Origin of the sequence: Allonocardiopsis opalescens (genome assembly GCF_003002095.1) — a bacterium.
Classification (GTDB): Bacteria; Actinomycetota; Actinomycetes; order Streptosporangiales; family Streptosporangiaceae; genus Allonocardiopsis; species Allonocardiopsis opalescens.
The window spans coordinates 96,317-114,435 of the sequence record NZ_PVZC01000010.1 but is presented as its reverse complement, the minus strand read 5'-3'; the positions used below and the strand labels follow the sequence as shown (position 1 = coordinate 114,435).

General features: G+C 73.9%; 14 protein-coding genes. 11 read left to right on the top strand and 3 right to left on the bottom strand.

All coding sequences use genetic code 11. From position 1 onward, the window contains the following. Positions 1-71 precede the first annotated feature (71 nt). Together pafA and CLV72_RS28210 are read left to right on the top strand one after the other, a co-directional pair. Positions 72-1,430 carry a Pup--protein ligase gene (gene pafA, locus CLV72_RS28215; protein WP_106252524.1) on the top strand — a complete coding sequence of 453 codons (1,359 nt, stop codon included), beginning with the start codon at positions 72-74 and terminating at the stop codon, positions 1,428-1,430. 206 nt (positions 1,431-1,636) lie between these two features. Beyond that, positions 1,637-2,626 (top strand): FKBP-type peptidyl-prolyl cis-trans isomerase, encoded by a 990-nt coding sequence (locus CLV72_RS28210; protein WP_170141152.1) that lies wholly within the window; start codon positions 1,637-1,639, stop codon positions 2,624-2,626. A 192-nt stretch (positions 2,627-2,818) separates the two neighbouring features. On the opposite strand, the gene CLV72_RS28205 is transcribed toward CLV72_RS28210, so the two are convergent. Together CLV72_RS28205 and CLV72_RS28200 are read right to left on the bottom strand one after the other, a co-directional pair. Next, positions 2,819-3,997 (bottom strand): S8 family peptidase, encoded by a 1,179-nt coding sequence (locus tag CLV72_RS28205; protein WP_245930491.1) that lies wholly within the window; start codon positions 3,995-3,997, stop codon positions 2,819-2,821. A 388-nt stretch (positions 3,998-4,385) separates the two neighbouring features. Then, positions 4,386-5,453: a DUF3866 family protein gene (locus CLV72_RS28200; protein WP_106252518.1), complete on the bottom strand. Its 1,068-nt coding sequence runs from the start codon at positions 5,451-5,453 to the stop codon at positions 4,386-4,388. A gap of 100 nt (positions 5,454-5,553) precedes the next feature. On the opposite strand from CLV72_RS28200, the gene CLV72_RS28195 reads away from it, so the two are divergent. The 7 genes from CLV72_RS28195 to CLV72_RS28165 all read left to right on the top strand — a co-directional run bounded on the left by CLV72_RS28195 (position 5,554) and on the right by CLV72_RS28165 (position 13,623). Next, positions 5,554-7,608: a helix-turn-helix transcriptional regulator gene (locus CLV72_RS28195; protein ID WP_106252515.1), complete on the top strand. Its 2,055-nt coding sequence runs from the start codon at positions 5,554-5,556 to the stop codon at positions 7,606-7,608. Positions 7,609-7,612: 4 nt separating this feature from the next. After that, positions 7,613-7,801, top strand: coding sequence for a hypothetical protein (locus CLV72_RS28190; protein WP_106252512.1), 189 nt, complete (start codon positions 7,613-7,615; stop codon positions 7,799-7,801). 108 nt (positions 7,802-7,909) lie between these two features. Next, positions 7,910-8,233 carry a Sec-independent protein translocase subunit TatA gene (gene tatA, locus CLV72_RS28185; RefSeq protein WP_106252509.1) on the top strand — a complete coding sequence of 108 codons (324 nt, stop codon included), beginning with the start codon at positions 7,910-7,912 and terminating at the stop codon, positions 8,231-8,233. An 89-nt stretch (positions 8,234-8,322) separates the two neighbouring features. After that, positions 8,323-9,216: a twin-arginine translocase subunit TatC gene (tatC, locus tag CLV72_RS28180; RefSeq protein ID WP_245930490.1), complete on the top strand. Its 894-nt coding sequence runs from the start codon at positions 8,323-8,325 to the stop codon at positions 9,214-9,216. 46 nt (positions 9,217-9,262) lie between these two features. Continuing rightward, positions 9,263-10,138, top strand: coding sequence for a diacylglycerol/lipid kinase family protein (locus tag CLV72_RS28175; RefSeq protein ID WP_106252506.1), 876 nt, complete (start codon positions 9,263-9,265; stop codon positions 10,136-10,138). 136 nt (positions 10,139-10,274) lie between these two features. Beyond that, positions 10,275-10,733: an excalibur calcium-binding domain-containing protein gene (locus CLV72_RS28170; protein WP_245930489.1), complete on the top strand. Its 459-nt coding sequence runs from the start codon at positions 10,275-10,277 to the stop codon at positions 10,731-10,733. A gap of 58 nt (positions 10,734-10,791) precedes the next feature. After that, positions 10,792-13,623 (top strand): DEAD/DEAH box helicase, encoded by a 2,832-nt coding sequence (locus CLV72_RS28165; protein ID WP_106252504.1) that lies wholly within the window; start codon positions 10,792-10,794, stop codon positions 13,621-13,623. Between the two features lie 13 nt (positions 13,624-13,636). Here CLV72_RS28165 and CLV72_RS28160 read toward each other — a convergent pair whose 3' ends face one another. Further along, on the bottom strand, positions 13,637-15,226 hold the full coding sequence (locus CLV72_RS28160; protein ID WP_170141150.1) for a SpoIIE family protein phosphatase: 1,590 nt from the start codon (positions 15,224-15,226) through the stop codon (positions 13,637-13,639). 236 nt (positions 15,227-15,462) lie between these two features. Here CLV72_RS28160 and CLV72_RS28155 point away from each other — a divergent pair, with 236 nt between their 5' ends. Both CLV72_RS28155 and CLV72_RS28150 read left to right on the top strand, forming a co-directional pair. Beyond that, positions 15,463-16,617 carry an acyl-CoA dehydrogenase family protein gene (locus tag CLV72_RS28155; RefSeq protein ID WP_106252498.1) on the top strand — a complete coding sequence of 385 codons (1,155 nt, stop codon included), beginning with the start codon at positions 15,463-15,465 and terminating at the stop codon, positions 16,615-16,617. Between the two features lie 262 nt (positions 16,618-16,879). After that, complete coding sequence (locus CLV72_RS28150; RefSeq protein WP_106252495.1) at positions 16,880-18,112, top strand: ABC transporter ATP-binding protein; 1,233 nt, start codon at positions 16,880-16,882, stop codon at positions 18,110-18,112. Positions 18,113-18,119: the final 7 nt, after the last annotated feature.

Sequence of the window (18,119 nt, the reverse complement as noted above, 5' to 3'; positions counted from 1 at the left end):
CTGTTCAAACCGGCCGGAACCGGTGGGCGGATCGCCTAGGTTCTGGGGGCCGCGGCGCGTAGCCTTGGCCCGTGGAGAGGCGAATCTTCGGGCTGGAGAACGAGTACGGCGTCACGTGCACCTTCCGCGGGCAGCGTCGGCTGTCGCCGGACGAGGTGGCGCGCTATCTGTTCCGGCGGGTGGTGTCGTGGGGGCGCAGCAGCAACGTGTTCCTGCGCAACGGCGCCCGGCTCTACCTGGACGTGGGCAGCCATCCGGAGTACGCGACGCCGGAGTGCGACAACATCGTCGATCTGATCGTGCACGACAAGGCGGGGGAGCGGATCCTGGAGGGTCTGCTGCTGGACGCGGAGCGGCGGCTGCACGAGGAGAACATCGCCGGCGACATCTACCTGTTCAAGAACAACACCGACTCGGCGGGCAACTCCTATGGCTGCCATGAGAACTACCTGGTGGGGCGGCACGGGGAGTTCGCGCGGCTGGCGGATGTGCTGATCCCGTTCCTGGTGAGCCGCCAGATCGTGTGCGGTGCGGGCAAGGTGCTGCAGACGCCTCGGGGCGCGGTGTACTGCGTGAGCCAGCGGGCGGAGCACATCTGGGAGGGGGTGTCCTCGGCGACGACGCGTTCGCGGCCGATCATCAACACGCGTGACGAGCCGCACTCGGATGCCGAGCGCTTCCGGCGGCTGCATGTGATCGTGGGCGACTCGAACATGAGCGAGACGACCATGCTGGTGAAGGTCGGGGCGACCGACCTGGTGCTGCGGATGATCGAGGCGGGGGTCGCGATGCGCGATCTGACGCTGGAGAACCCGATCCGGGCGATCAGGGAGATCAGCCACGACATGACGGGTCGGCGCAAGGTGCGGCTGGCGAGCGGCCGGGAGGCGAGTGCGCTGGACATCCAGCGCGAGTACCTGGGCAAGGCGCAGGACTTCGTGGACCGCGAGGGCGGTGATCTGATCGCCAAGCGGGTGCTGGAGCTGTGGGAGCGCACGCTGCGGGCGGTGGAGACGGAGCGTCTGGACCTGGTGGCGCGGGAGATCGACTGGGTGGCGAAGTACCGGTTGATCGAGCGGTACCGGGAGAAGCACGGGCTGGCGCTGTCGTCGTCGCGGGTGGCGCAGCTGGATCTGGCCTATCACGACATCCATCGGGACCGGGGGCTGTTCTATCTGCTGCAGCGCAACGGGTCGATGGAGCGGGTGAGCGGCGATCTGAAGGTGTTCGAGGCGAAGTCGGTGCCGCCGCAGACGACGCGGGCGCGGCTGCGGGGGGAGTTCATCCGCAAGGCGCAGGAGAAGCGGCGTGATTTCACGGTGGACTGGGTGCATCTGAAGCTGAACGATCAGGCGCAGCGCACGGTGCTGTGCAAGGACCCGTTCAAGAGTGTGGACGAGCGGGTGGAGAAGCTGATCGCGGGGATGTGAGGCGCCCGCCGGGGACGGGCCGGGCGGTACCGTGCGGTCCTTAGGTCTTTCTTATCCGTGCGGTGCGGATGCCCGGTTCGTCCGGGGTGTGTTCCCGGTAGGGTGTGCGAGCACACACCCGGCCGGCTTCGGTGCCGACGCGCGACCGCGTGCTCGGTGGGCCGCCGGCACCCCCGAACCGGAGTATTTGCGCTATGCGTCGTTTGATGACCACGTTGACGGCCGGTCTGCTGCTGGCCGCTGCCGTCGGCTGCGGCACGGACCAGAGCGGCCAGTCCCAGGACGTCACCGTGGAGGGCGAGTTCGGCGCGGAGCCGCAGGTCACCTTCCCGTCGGCGTCCTCGCCCGGGGAGTTGAGCGCCCGGGTGGCGAGTGAGGGCGACGGCGATCCGGTGCAGCAGGGCGATCTGGTGGTGGCGGATTACGCGGCGTACACCTGGGCGGGGTCGGGTGAGGCGGCGGAGCCGATGGAGTCCACCTGGCAGCTGGGGCAGCCCTACGGCTTCAATGTGACGCCGGACATGGTGCAGCAGTGGATGATCGACAGCATCGTGGGCCAGCCGGTGGGGAGCCGGGTGGTGATGGTGGTGCCGCCGGACGAGATGGGGCAGCAGACGGCGTCGTCGGGGGGCGACACGGTGTTCGTGATGGACATCTTGGAGACCTATCCCTCGGGTTCGGAGGTGCCGGGCGAGGAGGGCTTCGACGGGGGGAGTGATCTTCCGTCGGTGGAGGTCGCTTCGGGGCAGCGGCCGGAGGTGTCGATCCCGGAGGGGGACGCGCCGGGAGAGCTGCAGGTCGAGGTGCTGGTGGAGGGCGAGGGCCCGGTGGTGGAGGCGGGCCAGTACCTGGTCACGCAGTACACCGGGGTGTCGTGGCAGAGCGGTGAGGTCTTCGACTCCTCGTGGGACCGGGAGGGCGCGCCGACGGGTTTCCCGATCGGGGTGGGCCAGGTGATCCCGGGCTGGGACGAGGGTCTGGTGGGTCAGCCGGTGGGCAGCCGGGTGCTGCTGTCGATCCCGGCGGCGCAGGCGTACGGCGAGGACGAGGCGGCGCATGAGCTGGGCGGCCAGGACCTGGTGTTTGTGATCGACATTCTGGGTGCGCACGGTGAGCCGCCGGAGCCCTCGGCCTCGCCTTCGGCGTCGGACGGTGCGGAGCCGTCGGCGAGCCCGGAGGCGAGTCCGAGCGAGTAGGACGGCCTGGGCGGCGGGGCCGGGAGGGGGACCTTCCGGCCCCGCCGCCGTGTCCGGGGGAGTCCGCAGCGCCGGGGGAGGGGCCGGGGGACGCGTTCGGGGAGGGCCGGCGGTGCCGGGCCCTCCCCGGGGGTGCGCGGGCTGCGGATGAGCGGGGTGGGGACCCGCAGCCCGTGGCCGCTGTGCCGTCCCTTAAAGGCCGGCGGTGTTCAGCAGCAGGTTGGGTGTGTCGGCCGGGACGCCGGACAGGGCGTCGGCGACGGCGTTGCCGGTCAGCCAGTCCTGGATGGCGGCCTGGTCGGCATCGCCGTTGGCCTCCTTGTACAGGGCCGCGACGCCGGCGACGTGCGGGCTGGCCATGGAGGTGCCGTCGATGGTGTCCTCGCCGCCGCCGGTCCAGGCGGAGGTGATGTCCACGCCGGGGGCGTAGATGTCGACGGCGGAGCCGAAGTTGCTGAAGTAGGCGTGCTCGTCGGAGTCGTCGGTGGCTCCGACGGTGGTGACGCCTTCGGCTCGGGCGGGTGAGACGTTGCCGGCGCTCTGCGCCTCGTTGCCGGCGGCGACCGCGACGAAGACCCCGCTGGCGGCGAGGTTGTTGACGGCGTCGTCGAGTGCGGCGGAGGCGCCGCCGCCCAGGGACATGTTGGCCACGGCCGGTCCCTGCGCGTTGTCGGCGACCCAGTCGACGCCGGCGATCACGCCCGCGGTGGTGCCGGTGCCGTTGTCGCCGAGGACCTTGACGGCCACCAGGGCGACGCCCTTGGCGACGCCGTACTGGGTGCCGCCGATGGTGCCGGCGACGTGGGTGCCGTGGCCCTGGCGGTCGATGCCGTCGCCGCCGGTGGCGTCGAAGCCCACGGTGGCGCGGCCGCCGAAGTCGGGGTGGCCGATCTCGATGCCGGTGTCGATGACGTAGGCGGTGACGCCGGCGCCGGTGTGTTCGTAGGTGTAGCTGTCGTCCAGCGGCAGTGCCGCCTGGTCGATGCGGTCGAGGCCCCAGGAGGGGGTCGGCGACTGCACGTCGGAGGCGGTGACGGTGGCGACCTCTTCGACCGCGGCCACGGCGGGGTCGGCTCGCAGTTCGGCGAGTTCGGCGGTGTCGAGTTCGGCGGCGAAGCCGTTGAGGGCGTCGTCGTAGGTGTAGAGGACGTCGTCGCCCGCCACGCCGAGGTCGGTGGCGGACAGTGTGCCGGCGCCGGCCGTCTCCTGGAGGGTGACGATGTAGGAGCCGGGGACGGCGTCGGCTCCGGCGGTGTGCAGCGGTGCCAGCTCGTCGGCGTGTGCCGCCGGGCCGGCGAGGGCGACCGGCAGGGCCAGCAGCCCGGTGGCGGCGAGGCCGCTCAGCGTCCGCCGGATGAGGGGATTGTCCACATTGGTCCTTCCTGTCAGGGTCGGGCCGCGCCGGTTCGCGGCGCGGCCGGGCACCCGCGTTGTGCGCGGGGTGCCGACAGGCGAGGACTGTAGAGGACTGTGTGGTGGATTGTCACCGGTCGCTCACGCTGTGTGGTGATGTCCGGGTGTGCGTGGTTTGGTGGCGCAGGGTCCGGTACCAGTGGGGCGGAAGCGGGCCTGTGAAACGGTGGGACCGGTCTTTGGCCGGATCTGGACATCGCGGGCAACCGGCCGGTCACTCTGCGCGTCGCGCCCGGCGTCGGGGTTCCGGACGTTGTTGATCTACAACGTAAAGGCGGCGGCTTCGATGACACACGACCCGCCCCGCACGGCTCCGTGACCGGTTCCGGCCGATCGCACCGACCCGCTACAGCAGCGAGGCCGCGTGGCGGCCCGCCGCCGCGACCGCCAGGAAGCAGGCCAGGTCCTCGTCCAGGCCCCGGCCCATGGTCGACAGCCGCACCGGCGCCTCCCGCAGCGCCGCCTCCAGGCCGGAGACGTCCACGGGCACCAGGGTGTGCCGGGCGCCCAGGGGGGCGGCCTCGGCGCGCACCCGCTCGCCGAACTCCCCGGGCAGCTCCGGAACGGGCACGTCGGCGGGGGCCAGCGCCACCCGCCCGTAGGCGGTCAGGCTGTGGTGGGAGACGCCGCGGTGTCGCTCGCGGGGGTCGGCGTCGCTGACCCGCAGCGAGGCGACCGGCCGCCCGCCCAGCACGGCGGCGGCGTTCACGGCCTCGCCCGCCGCCACCCCGGAGAAGCCCCACCGGGTGCCGGTGCCCAGGTTGCCGGGCCCCTGGGCGACCACGGCGATGTCGGCGCCCAGCACGTGGCGGGCGGCCAGCAGGCCGGTGTGCACGGTGACGGCCTCCAGGTCGCCGCCGAAGGCCTGGCCGGTGGTGACCATGGCGGCCAGCCAGCCGGCGTCGCGCAGCTCGGCGACCGTGCGGGAGAACCAGCCGGGCAGCGCGCCGCCGTCGGTCATCAGGTAGACGGCGCGGGCCCCCGGGGCGCTCGCGCGCAGCCCGGCCAGCACGGCCGGCAGCGCGGAGTGCAGGTCGGCGACGACGACGGGCATCCCGGCGATGTCGTCGGCCTCGGCCAGCTCGGCGTGGTGGGGGGTGTCCTGCTCGTCGACGCCCTGCAGAGTGGCCTGCACGGGGGTGTAGCGGGCCTTGACCAGGTGGCCGGGGCCCTGCGGGTCGGGCGGCAGCCGGTCGGGGAGGGCCACCACCATGGCGTAGCCGCCGGTGCCCAGCCCCATGGCCAGGGCGGTGGTGTTCAGCAGCACCCGGTCGCCGGGCTCGGGGCGGCCGACCAGCGCCGGGTAGGCCAGCGCCCGGCAGCCGCCCTCTCCGGGGATCTCGGCCTCGCACTCGACCGCTCCGGGCCATTCGCGCCGGATACGGGTTATCTCGCCTTCGCGCCACCTGATCACCCGGGCAGAGTAGCGTTTGGGGGGAACATCGGAGCAGGTTTCCGCTCGCCGTGGGGCGGCGGGGGAGCGCCCGGGCGGGCCGTTGGGAGAGATGAGGGGCATGGCGAGTGGGGACAAGACCGAGCGGCTGCTGAACCTCGTCTTCTGCCTGCTGTCGACCCGGCGCTTCCTGAGCGCCGAGCAGATCCGCGAGATCGTGCCCGGCTATCCCGCGTCGGACTCGGCCGAGACCTTCAAGCGCAAGTTCGAGCGCGACAAGGCCGATCTGCGCGCCATCGGCATCCAGCTGGAGTACGGCAGCCACGACCCCTGGGCCGACGACACCGAGAAGGGCTACCGGATCAGCAGGTCCGGCTACGAGCTGCCGCCGATCGAGCTGGAGCCCGACGAGGCGGCGGTGCTGGGCCTCGCGGCGCGGGCGTGGCAGCACGCCGCGCTGGGGCGGGCGGCGTCGGGGGCGCTGCTGAAACTGCGCGCGGCCGGGGTGCTGGTGGACGACACCCCGGTGGCCGGGATCATGCCGGTGCTCGACACCGACGAGCCCACCTTCCCGCAGCTGTGGCAGGCGGTGCGCGAGCGCCGGCCGGTCACCTTCGACTACCTGGCGCCGGGCCGGACCGCGCCGCAGCGCCGCGCGCTGGAGCCGTGGGGGGTGGTGCACCGCCTGGGCCGCTGGTACGTGGTGGGCCACGACCGCGACCGGGGGGCGCCGCGGGTGTTCCGGCTGGGGCGGATCGTGGGCGAGGTGCGCCCGGCGGGGCGCGCCGACTCGGTGCGGGTGCCCGAGGGCGTCGACGTGCGCGAGCTGGTGCGCGACACCGAGCGGGAGCGGGCCCGGGTGGCGCGGCTGCGGCTGCGCGACGGCAGCGGCTGGGAGATCCGGCGGCAGTCGGCGGTGGTTGCCGAGGGGCGCGACGGCTGGGACGAGGTGGACTTCCCCTACGCCTCCGACAGCTGGCTGGCCGGCTATGTGGCGAGCTTCGCCGACAACGCGGAGGTGGTGGGGCCGGAGTCGGCGCGCCGGGCGGTCGCCGAGCACCTGCGGGCGATCGCGGCCGGGGGCGCGGGCCCCTCGGAGGAGCCCGCGGTGCGCGAGGCGGTGCGCAAGGCGCTGGCGGAGCCCGAGGCGGAGCAGGCGGCCGAGGCGCGGCCCCGCCAGGCCGTCACGGCCGAGCAGCGGCTGGCGCGGCTGCTGACCATGGTCCCCTACGTGCTGGACCGCCAGGGGGTGTCGCTGCGCGATCTGGGGGAGACCTTCCAGGTCAGCGAGAAGGAGCTGATCAAGGACCTGAACCTGCTGTGGATGTGCGGGCTGCCCGGACACACCCCCGGTGACCTGGTCGAGGTGTCGTGGGAGGGCGGCCAGGTGATGATCGGCAACGCCGACACGATCGCGGCGCCGCTGCGGCTGGCCGCCGACGAGGCGGCGGCGCTGCTGGTGGCGCTGCAGATGCTGGCCGACATCCCCGAGGTGTCCGACCACGGCGCGCTGGACCGCATCCGCGCCAAGCTGCGGGCGGCGGCGGGGGTGGAGGCGGGCGAGCTGGCCGCCATGGTGGAGGTGCGGGTGGCGGCGCCGGCCGAGGCGCTGGCTCCGGTGCAGCGGGCGCTGCGGGAGGGCCGGGCGCTGCACCTGACCTACCACGTGCCCAGCCGCGACGAGCTGACCGAGCGCGACGTCGACCCGATCGTGCTGTCGCTGCGCGACGGCCACACCTACCTGCAGGGCTGGTGCCGGTCGGCCTCCGACGTGCGGTTGTTCCGGCTGGACCGGATGGCCGGCGTGCGGGTGCTGGACGAGCCCGCCCGGGTGCCGGCGCACGCCCGGCGGCTGGATCTGAGCCACGGCGCGCTGCAAACCTCGCCGGGCGACGAGATCGCGCTGCTGGAGCTGCGCCCGGAGGGCGGGTGGGTGCTGGAGGAGTACGACTGCGCGGTGGTGGCGGAGCTGGGGGAGGGGCGCAGCCTGGTGCGGGTGCGCACCCCCGACCGCCGCTGGGTGCGGCGGCTGGCGCTGCGGCTGGGGGCGCGGGCGCGGGTGCACCACCCCGGGCAGCTGGCCAAGGAGGTGCGGGCGGACGCCGAGCGTGCGCTCGCCCGCTACGAGCCCGACACCGGGGCGCCGCCGGACCGTCCGGTCCCGGCGGTAGGGTGACGGTGTGGAACTGATGGCGCTCTCCGGAGTGGCGCTGGCCGTCGCGGGCCTGGCCGTCATCGCGCTGTGCGCGGTGCGGCTGTGGCGCGGGATCGGGCGCTTGGAGGCGCAGCTGCGGGCGGTCCGCGAGCGGGCCGGTCCGGGCTACGCCTCGGTCCGCGAGCACGCGTCCCGGCTGCGGAGCCGGGAGTGAGGCGGCCGGTGGTGAATCCGGGCGTTTCGGGCGTACGATCGGTTCCTGGCAGTGCACGCGCGCAGTGGAGTCGGCGTTCGCGTCCGGCGCCAGTGAGGAGTGACAGGAATGCCTAACATCGGGTTCTGGGAGATCGCGGCCATCGGGCTGCTAATCATCCTGCTGTTCGGGTGGAAGAAGCTGCCCGACACGGCCCGGGCGCTCGGCCGGAGCATGCGCATCTTCAAGGCCGAGACCTCCGCTCTGCGCGACGACGACACCGAGCGCAGCGCTTCGCCGGCTCCGGCCGCCCAGGCCCAGCCGCAGCCCTCGCAGCCCGCCCAGGCGTCCCCGCAGCCGATCGCGGCCCCCGCCGAGCAGCCGCACGCCGACGGCTCGGGTGTGAACGGCCAGCCGGTCGCGAGCCAGTGGCAGCAGCAGGACAAGCGCTGACGGCAGCGCCGCAGCACGAGGGGCCGCCGCGGGCGGCCCCGCCGCCGTAGCAGTTCTCCGTGTCCGCCGCGAACCGGTCAGGCGTCCCCATGCTGTTCAAGAAGCCCTCCAGTGCCAATCCGTCGCGTGATCCCGACGGCCGGATGCCGCTGATCGAGCACCTGCGGGAACTGCGTTCCCGCCTGGTGAAGGCGATGATCGGCCTGGCTCTCGGCCTGGTCGTCGGCTTCCTGCTGTTCGAGACCGTGTGGGACTTCCTGCAGGCGCCCTACTGCGACCTGCCGCAGGCGTACACGCTCGACTCCGAGAACTGCACCCTGGTCTTCACCGGCATCTTCGACGCGTTCTTCCTGCGGCTGAAGGTGTCGCTGATCCTGGGCCTGCTGGTGTCCTCGCCGGTGTGGCTGTACCAGCTGTGGGCCTTCGTCACCCCGGCGATGTACACCAACGAGCGCCGGTACACGATCATCTTCATCGGCTGCGCGGTGCCGCTGTTCTTCATGGGCGCCGGGATCGCCTATGTGGTGACCGAACAGGCGATGCGGATCCTGTTCTCGTTCTCCACCGAGGGCCAGGTGCCGCTCATCTCGATGAGCGAGTACCTGAACTACATGATCGCGATGCTCCTGGTGTTCGGGGCCTCGTTCCTGCTGCCGCTGTTCGTGGTGCTGCTGAACTTCATCGGCGTGCTGACCCACGAGCGGATCGCCAAGTGGCGGCGCATGATCATCTTCCTGACCTTCGTGTTCGCGGCGGTGGCCACCCCCGGCGGCGACCCCTTCAGCTTCCTGGCGCTGGCCCTGCCGATGATCGTGCTGTTCGAGGTGGCCAAGGTCGTGGCCTACCTGCACGACCGGCGCAAGGCGAGCCGCGGCTCGGTGTACGAGCAGCTCGACGACGACGAGGCGTCGCCGCTGGAGTTCGGCGACACCACGCCCGAGTCGGCCGGGCAGGACGAGCCCACCGGCGGTTCGCGGGGCTGAGCGCCGGTTTGGCGCCGCGGGCGGCCGAGCCGTAAATTGCTGCGCCATGACGCGACACATCGTGCTGGCCGCCAATCCGCGGGCCGGCACCCGCACCGGCCGGCTGGTCGAGCCGGTCCGCCGAGCGCTGGCCGCCGACGGCGCCAAGGTCACCCTGGTCGCCGAGCCCGGCCCCGACCGGGCCGCCGACGCGCTGCGCGCCGCGGTGGCGGCGGGCGCGGACGCGGTGGTGGCGCTGGGCGGCGACGGGACCGTGCACACCGCGCTGCAGGCGGTGGCCGGCACCCCGGTCGCCCTGGGCGTGGTGCCCACCGGCGGCGGTAACGACCTCGCCCGCGAGCTGGGGCTGCCGCTGCGCGACCTGCGGGCGGCGGTGCGGGTGGCGCGGGGGAGCCGGGTGCGGGTGATCGACGCGGCCCGCTGCGGCTCCCGCTGGTTCCTGAGCGTGCTGACGACGGGGGTGTCGGCGCGGGTGGCCGAGCGGGTGAACGCGGCGCCGCGCCGGCTGGGTCCGGCCCGCTACCTGCTCGGGGTGGCGGCGGAGCTGGGCGGCCTGCGGCCGGAGCCGGTCGCGCTGGAGCTGGACGGCACCGCCTGGGAGGGGCCGGCGCTGCTGGTGGCGGTGGGCAACGCCGGCGCCTTCGGCGCGGGCATGCGCATCTGCCCGCGGGCGAGCCTGGACGACGGGCTGCTGGACGTGGTGGTGGTCGGCCCCGTCTCCCGCGCCCGCTTCGCGACCGTCTTCCCCTCGGTCTACCGGGGCGCCCACCTGGGCCTGCCCGAGGTGGCGTCCTGGCGCGCCAGGAGGGTGTCGCTGGCCGCTGGCGGCGCCGCCGCCCACGCCGACGGCGAGCGGCTGTCCCCGGCGCCGCTCACCTGCGAGGCGGTGCCGGGTGCCGTGCGCTTCCTGGTCGGCCCGTAGCCGGCGGGCGGCGGTCGCCTGCCGCGGCGATCGGTTGCCCCGATGGCCGTTTTCAGTCATTGGTTTATTTTTCTAGCTTTGTCGGTGGTCGTGATCGACACTTTCCTTCCGTGCAGCAGTGGAAGGAAGTGCCGCCGTGAACCCACCGCCCTTCGCCCCTGGAAACCGTCCGCCCGCCTCCGACACCCGCACCGCCCGCCAGGTCGTCCTGGGCTGCGCCGTGGCCGCGCTGGGCGCCGCGTGGCTGGTCAGCTGCGCCGGCTGGGTGGCGGCCGCCGGCGGCTCGGAGGCGGCCGGGCCCGCGCCGCGGGCCACCGTCACCGCCACGGCGACCGCCACCGCGACGGCCACCCGCACCCGCGAGGTGGAGGTGACGGTGACCGAGACCCGCACCGTCACCGAGCGGGCCGAGGCCCAGCCCGCCCCCGAGGCCGAGCCCGAACCGGACCCCGCTCCGGCCGAGGAGCCCGCGGCCCCCGCCTACTTCGCCAACTGCGACGCGGCCCGCGCCGCCGGCGCCGCGCCGGTGCGCGCGGGAGACCCCGGGTACGGGCCGCACCTGGACCGCGACGGCGACGGCGTCGTCTGCGAGTGACCAAGGGCGGCCGGGCCGGCGGGACGGCGCGGTCGGTGCCACCGCCTACCCTGGGATCATGAGTTCCCACGCCGAGCGGTACGCCGAGTTCCGTCGGCAGCAGGCCGATTCCAGTGCGGCCGTCGAGGAGTTCCGCCGGCTCTACGACTTCGAGTTCGACGCCTTCCAGGTGCGCGCCTGCCGGGCCCTGGAGGAGGGGCAGGGCGTGCTGGTGGCGGCGCCCACCGGCTCGGGCAAGACCGTGGTGGGGGAGTTCGCGGTGCACCTGGCGCTGAGCGAGGGCCGCAAGTGCTTCTACACCACCCCGATCAAGGCGCTGTCCAACCAGAAGTACGCCGACCTGGCGCGCCGCTACGGCGCCGACCGGGTGGGGCTGCTGACCGGCGACAACAGCGTCAACGGCGAGGCGCCGGTGGTGGTGATGACCACCGAGGTGCTGCGCAACATGCTCTACGCGGGCTCGGCCACCCTGGCCGGGCTGGCCTTCGTGGTGATGGACGAGGTCCACTACCTGGCCGACCGCTTCCGGGGCGCGGTGTGGGAGGAGGTCATCATCCACCTGCCGGAGTCGGTGCGGATGGTGGCCCTGTCGGCCACGGTGAGCAATGCCGAGGAGTTCGGCGAGTGGCTGCAGGAGGTGCGCGGGGAGACCCGGGTGATCGTCGACGAGCACCGCCCGGTGCCGCTGTGGCAGCACATGCTGGTCGGCAACCGCATGCACGACCTGTTCGTCAGCCCCGAGGACGCCGACGAGGACGAGTACGCCGAGCAGGCCGCGCGGGGGGTGAGCGCGGCCCGCCGCGCCGAGCGGCGCGCTGCGCGCGCCCAGGAGAAGCGGCCGGAGCAGCTGGTGAACCCGCGGCTGCTGCGGCTGGCCCGCGACGACGCCCGCTACACCCAGCTGAACCGCAAGCGCCGCTCGGCGCGCGGCCGCACCCCCTACAAGCGGCCGCAGACTCGCTTCCGGCCGCCGGGGCGCCCGGAGATCGTCGAGCGCCTCGACGCTGCCGCGCTGCTGCCGGCGATCGTGTTCATCTTCAGCAGGGCCGGCTGCGAGGCGGCGGTCGCCGACTGCCTGGCCGCCGGGCTGCGGCTGACCACGGTGGCCGAGCGCGAGGAGATCCGGGCCTTCGTAGAGCGGCGCTGCGCCGAGCTGCCCCCGGCCGACCTGGCGGTGCTGGGCTACGACGCCTGGCTGGCCGGGCTGGAGCGGGGGGTGGCCTCCCACCACGCCGGGCTGCTGCCCACCTTCAAGGAGGTGGTGGAGGAGCTGTTCTCCCGCAGTCTGGTCAAGGCCGTGTTCGCCACCGAGACCCTGGCGCTGGGCATCAACATGCCGGCCCGCACGGTGGTCATCGAGAAGATGGACAAGTGGAACGGCGAGACCCACGCCGACCTCACCGCGGGTGAGTACACCCAGCTCACCGGGCGGGCCGGGCGGCGCGGCATCGACGTCGAGGGCCACGCCGTGGTGGTGTGGCAGCCGGGGGTGGACCCCGAGCAGGTGGCGGGGCTGGCCAGCACCCGCACCTACCCGCTGAACTCCAGTTTCCGCCCCTCCTACAACATGGCGGTGAACCTGGTCGGCCAGGTGGGGCGGGAGCGCAGCCGCACCATGCTGGAGGCGTCCTTCGCCCAGTTCCAGTCCGACCGCGCGGTGGTGGGGCTGGTGCGCGAGCTGCGGCGCAACGAGGCGGCGCTGGAGGGGTACGCACGGGCGGCCGAGTGCCACCTGGGCGACTTCATGGCCTACGCCCGGCTGCGCCGGCAGCTGTCGGACCTGGAGAAGAACGCCTCGCGGGTGAACACGCTGGCCCGGCGCGACCAGGCGGCCCGCTCCCTGGAGCGGCTGCGGCCCGGCGACGTGATCCGGGTGCCGGCCGGGCGCCGCGCCGGCTTCGCGGTGGTGCTGGACCCCGGGGTGGCGGTCGGGAACGGCGACGGCCCCTCGCCGCTGGTCCTCACGGTGAACCGGCAGGTCAAGCGGTTGACCACCGCCGACTTCCCGGTGCCGGTGGAGCCGGTGGAGCGGCTGCGCATCCCCAAGACCTTCCAGGCGCGCTCGGCGAGGTCCCGCCAGGACCTCGCGTCGATGCTGCGCGCCAAGCTGGAGCGCGCCGACGCCCCGCCGCCGGTGCGGGTGCGCGACGTCGGCGAGGACGACGAGATCGCGCGGCTCCGCCGCGAGCTGCGCGCCCACCCCTGCCACGGCTGCGCCGAGCGCGAGGACCACGCCCGCTGGGCGGAGCGCTACTTCCGGCTGGAGCGCGACGTGCGCTCCCAGCGGCAGCGGGTGGAGGGGCGCTCGCACGTGATCGCGCGCACCTTCGACCGGGTGTGCGGGGTGCTGGACGACCTGGGCTACCTGGAGGGCGACGACGTCACCCCGCAGGGGCGGCGGCTGGCCAAGATCTACTCCGAGCTGGACCTGCTGGCGGCGGAGTCGCTGCGCACCGGGGTGTGGGACGGGCTGTCACCGGAGGAGCTGGCGGCGGTGGTGTCGGGGCTGGTGTTCGAGACGCGCCGCCCCGACGACGCGCACGCCCCCCGCATCCCGCCGGGCGCGGCCGCCGACGCGGTGCTGGAGATGGCGCGGCTGTGGGGCGAGCTGTACGAGGTTGAGAAGAACCACCGGGTGTCCTTCCTGCGCGAGCCCGACTTCGGTTTCGCGTGGGCGGCGTTCCGGTGGGCGCGCGGCCACCGGCTGGACGCGGTGCTGTCGGACACCGAGCTGACCGCGGGCGACTTCGTGCGGGCGGTGCGCCAGCTGCTGGACCTCCTGGGCCAGGTGGCCGACGCCGCGCCCGAGGAGGGCGGGGTGCGGCGCACCGCGCGGGCCGCGATGGACGCGCTGCGCCGCGGGGTGGTGGCCTACTCCTCGGTGAGCTGAGCCCGGCGCCGCCTCAGGAGCGGGTGGGCGGCGCGCCGACCCGCAGCGCCAGCAGGCAGGTGTCGTCCTCGGCGTTGGGGGAGGTGAGCGCGTCCAGGACGCGCTGGATGTCGCGCTCGGGGTCGCTGCCGCTGCAGTCGCGTGCGGCGGCCAGCAGCGCGCTCATCCCCTCGTCGTAGTCGTGGCCGCGCCGCTCCACCAGCCCGTCGGTGTAGAGCAGCACCAGGTCCCCGGGGTAGAGCTGCTCGACGCTCAGCGCGAAGCCGGGCCGGTCGGTGGCGCCCAGCAGGATGCCGGCGGGCGGTTCCAGGGTGGTGGCGGCGCCGCCGCGCACCAGTACCGGCACCGGGTGGCCGGCCTGCGCCCAGGCCAGGGTGCGGGTGTGGGGGTCCAGGTGGGCGATGACGGCGGTGGCGGTGGTGTCGTCGGGCAGCTGGAGCACCACCTCGTTGAGCCAGCCCAGCAGCTCGCTGACGGTGCGGCCGGTGACGGCCAGGCCGCCCAGGGCGCCGCGCAGCCGCGCCATGCCCGCCGAGGCGCGCAGCCCGTGCCCGGCGACGTCGCCGACGGCCACCAGCACCCGTTCGTCGGGCAGCGCGGTGACGTCGTACCAGTCCCCGCCGACCCGCCCCTCGGCCTCGGCGGGCAGGTAGCGCACCGCCACCTGGTAGCCGTCGCGGTCGGGGGAGGTGCCGGGGATCTCGGGGAGGATGGCGCGCTGCAGCTGCAGGGCGACGTGCCGCTCCTCGGCCATCTGCCGGCGCTGCATCTGCATGATCTCGCGGGTGGCGGTGAGCGCCTGCTCGGCGCGGCGGCGCCGGGTCAGGTCGCGGGTGAGGCCGCGGATGGAGGCGATGCCGCCCTCGCTGTCGCGCACCGGCTCCAGCAGCAGCCGCAGGTGGCGGACGCCGCCGTTCTTGTGGACGCGGAACTCCTTCTCGGCGGACTCTCCGGCCAGGCCGGCCCGTACCAGCTCGGCGACGGCGGCGCGGTCGCCGGCGACCACGTAGCCGGGCAGGTCGGCCAGGGCGATCGGGCCGTCGCGCGGGTCGCGGTCCAGCAGCTCGTACATGTGGTCCGACCAGGCGATCTCGTCGTCGCGGGGGCTCCAGGTGGCCCAGCCGAAGTCGGCGAGGCGCTGCACCGTCTCCAGCTGCCCGGCGAAGGTGGAGTCGCGGTCGAGCCGCTGGTAGGTGATGAGCAGCCGGTGCGCGACCCGGGCGGCGTGCACCCGGAAGGAGGCGGTGGTGCGCTCCCCGTGCTCGTCGACGGTCTCGTACTCCTCCAGGTTGCGGTGCAGGGGGATGCCGGTGTCCAGCACCCGCACCAGGGCGACGAAGAAGTCGGGTGTCCCCGGGGTGGGGTAGTCGCGCAGCATCCTGCGGCCGGCGATCTCGGGGCCGCGCAGGCCGGTGGGGTCCTCGGTCTCGGCGTTGGCGTACTCGATCTCGAAGTCGGCGATGCGGTAGGCGGAGTCGTAGATGGGGTTGAGCACGACGGCGCCGCCGGGGATCACGTCGAGCACCCCGGCGAGCCAGTCCGCCCTGCCGCCCGCTGGGGCGGGCCGGGCCGTCCCAGCGGGCGCACCCTCACCGGTCGTCATCGCTGTCGGCTTCCACTTTCGTCGCGGCGGCGGCCTTCCGGCCGCGCGCACCGATTCGTCACTCTTGGTGATACTGCCAGGTCCGGCCGGGTCGAGGAACAACAGGCCCCGGCCTTTCGCCATCCGCCTCCGCCCGGGGTGCGCCGGGCCGGGCCGCGCGGCGCGCGGGGGTGGCGGCGGCGGGCCGCCCCCGGCATACTTGGACATCCAAGTAAATGATCGTTAACGGAGGCGATATGGGCGTGCGGCCGCTGCTTCCCACTTCCGAGGCGGGCGAACTGCTGGAGCTGACCGCCGAGATCGGCGCCGGCGAGCTCGCGCCGCGCGCCGCCGCCGCGGAGGCCGAGGGCGCCTTCCCGCGCGAGGTGTTCCGCACCCTGGGCCGCGCCGGGCTGCTCGGCCTGCCCTACCCCGAACAGCACGGCGGCGCCGGCCAGCCCTACACCGTGTACCTGCGGGTCCTGGAGGAGCTGGCCGCCCACTGGCTCGCCGTCGCGCTGGGCGTGAGCGTCCACACCCTCACCTGCTACCCGCTGGCCGCCCACGGCACCCCCGACCAGCGCGAACGCTGGCTGGGGGAGATGCTGGGCGGCGAACTGCTGGGCGCCTACGCGCTGTCGGAGCCCCAGGCCGGGTCCGACGCCGCCGCTCTGTCCACCCGCGCCGCCCCCGAGGGCGAGGGCTACGCGATCACCGGCGCCAAGGCGTGGATCACCCACGGCGGCGTCGCCGACTACTACACCCTGTTCGCCCGCACCGGCGGCCCCGACTCCCGCGGCCGCGGCATCAGCTGCTTCCACCTGCCCGCCCCCGTCCCCGGGCTCACCGCCGCCGCCCCTGAGCGCAAGATGGGCATGTCCTCCTCTCCCACCTGTCAGCTCGCCCTGGAGGCCGTGCCCGCCGGCGCCGACCAGCGCGTGGGCGCCGAGGGCGAGGGCTTCGCCATCGCCATGGCCGCCCTGGACGCCGGCCGGCTGGGCATCGCCGCCTGCTCGGTCGGCCTGGCCCGCGCCGCCCTGGACCTCGCCGTCGACTACGCCGGCACCCGCACCCAGTTCGGGCGGCCGGTCGCCGCCTTCCAGGGGGTGTCCTTCCTGCTGGCCGACATGGCCACCCAGGTGGAGGCCGCCCGCGCCCTGTACCTGGAGGCCGCCCGGACCAAGGACGCCGGCCTGCCCTACACCCGCCAGGCCGCCATGGCCAAGCTCTTCGCCAGCGACACCGCGATGCGGGTCACCACCGACGCCGTCCAGGTGCTCGGCGGCTACGGCTACACCGCCGACTTCCCGGCCGAGCGCTACATGCGCGAGGCCAAGGTGCTGCAGATCGTGGAGGGCACCAACCAGATCCAGCGCCTGGTCATCGGCCGGGAGCTGTGCGGCGCCCCCTGAGCCGGCGACGCCCGGCGCGCCCCGTGGTACGCACTACGGTCCGGTAACGATCGTTGACCCTAGATGAGGCTGTTATGAACGGGGTATTACATAGCAGCCGTCGAGGGGCGACCCTCGCGGCGAGACGGACGGTGCGGTCCTTCCCGGCCTTGTGAGCCCCCCGGCTGCGGGGGGCTCGTGGGTTTGTCGGACGGCCGTGCCGGGCGCCCCTCGCGGCGGGCGCCCGCAGGGAGCACTTCAGCGACAAGCTTGGGAGACGGTCGTGGCAGAAGTCGTACTCGCGGATGTCAGCAAGGTCTACCCGGATGGCACCCGCGCCGTCGACCGCCTGAACCTGCACATCGCCGACGGCGAGTTCCTGGTGCTGGTGGGCCCGTCGGGCTGCGGCAAGACCACCGCTCTGCGGATGGTGGCGGGCCTGGAGGAGATCAGCGAGGGCACCCTGCGCATCGGGGAGCGCACGGTGAACTCCGTGCCCGCCCGCGACCGCGACGTCGCCATGGTCTTCCAGAGCTACGCGCTCTACCCCCACCTCACCGTCCGGCAGAACATCGGCTTCGGCCTGGAGCTGCGCAAGGTGCCCAAGGAGGAGATCCGCCGCCGCGTCGACGAGGTCGCCAAGACCCTCGGCCTGGAGGACCACCTCGACCGCAAGCCCCGCAACCTGTCGGGCGGCCAGCGCCAGCGGGTGGCCATGGGCCGCGCCATCGTCCGCGAGCCGCGCGCCTTCCTGATGGACGAGCCGCTGTCCAACCTCGACGCCAAGCTGCGGGTGCAGATGCGCGCCGAGATCTCCCGGCTGCAGCGCCAGCTCAACGTCACCACCGTCTACGTCACCCACGACCAGGTCGAGGCGATGACGCTGGGCGACCGCGTCGCCGTGATGAAGAAGGGCGTCCTGCAGCAGGTCGCCGAACCCCAGGAGCTCTACGACCGGCCGGTGAACCTGTTCGTGGCCGGCTTCATCGGCTCCCCGGCGATGAACCTGCTCCAGGGCAGCGTCTCCTCCGCCGACGGCGCCTGGTGGGTCACCCTGGGCGAGAACCGGCTGCGGCTGCCCGACGAGGTGCTCCAGGCCCGCCCGGGGCTGCGCGAGCGGGCCGGCGCCGAGCTGATCGTCGGCATCCGCCCCGAGGACATGGAGGACGCCGAGCTCGGCGGCGCCGACGACGCCGACGGCGGCGCCGACCGGCTGCTGCGCTCCAAGGCCGACCTGGTCGAGGCGCTCGGCTCCGAACTGCTGGTCCACTTCGGGGTGGCCGCGCCCCGCGTCGTCACCGAGGACACCAAGGAGCTCGCCAGCGCCGCCGGCGCCGCCGACCTGGCCGACATCGCCACCACCCCCCTGGGCGGCGACACGGCGCCGGAGTCGGTGCTGGTCGCCCGGTTCAGCCCCCGCTCGGCCGTGCGGGAGGGCGCCCCGGTCGCGGTGCGCGTCGACACCTCCCGGCTGCACTACTTCGACCTGGACGGCGGCGCGGCGATCTGGGAGTGAACCGGCG

Bases quoted from the DNA above. Each gene is read 5' to 3' on its own strand.
- CLV72_RS28175 (WP_106252506.1), top strand. From the start codon at position 9,263: ATGACGCGACACATCGTGCTGGCCGCCAATCCGCGGGCCGGCACCCGC.
- tatC (WP_245930490.1), top strand. From the start codon at position 8,323: ATGCTGTTCAAGAAGCCCTCCAGTGCCAATCCGTCGCGTGATCCCGAC.
- CLV72_RS28195 (WP_106252515.1), top strand. From the start codon at position 5,554: ATGGCGAGTGGGGACAAGACCGAGCGGCTGCTGAACCTCGTCTTCTGC.
- tatA (WP_106252509.1), top strand. From the start codon at position 7,910: ATGCCTAACATCGGGTTCTGGGAGATCGCGGCCATCGGGCTGCTAATC.
- CLV72_RS28160 (WP_170141150.1), bottom strand. From the start codon at position 15,226: ATGACGACCGGTGAGGGTGCGCCCGCTGGGACGGCCCGGCCCGCCCCA.
- CLV72_RS28165 (WP_106252504.1), top strand. From the start codon at position 10,792: ATGAGTTCCCACGCCGAGCGGTACGCCGAGTTCCGTCGGCAGCAGGCC.
- CLV72_RS28210 (WP_170141152.1), top strand. From the start codon at position 1,637: ATGACCACGTTGACGGCCGGTCTGCTGCTGGCCGCTGCCGTCGGCTGC.
- CLV72_RS28155 (WP_106252498.1), top strand. From the start codon at position 15,463: ATGGGCGTGCGGCCGCTGCTTCCCACTTCCGAGGCGGGCGAACTGCTG.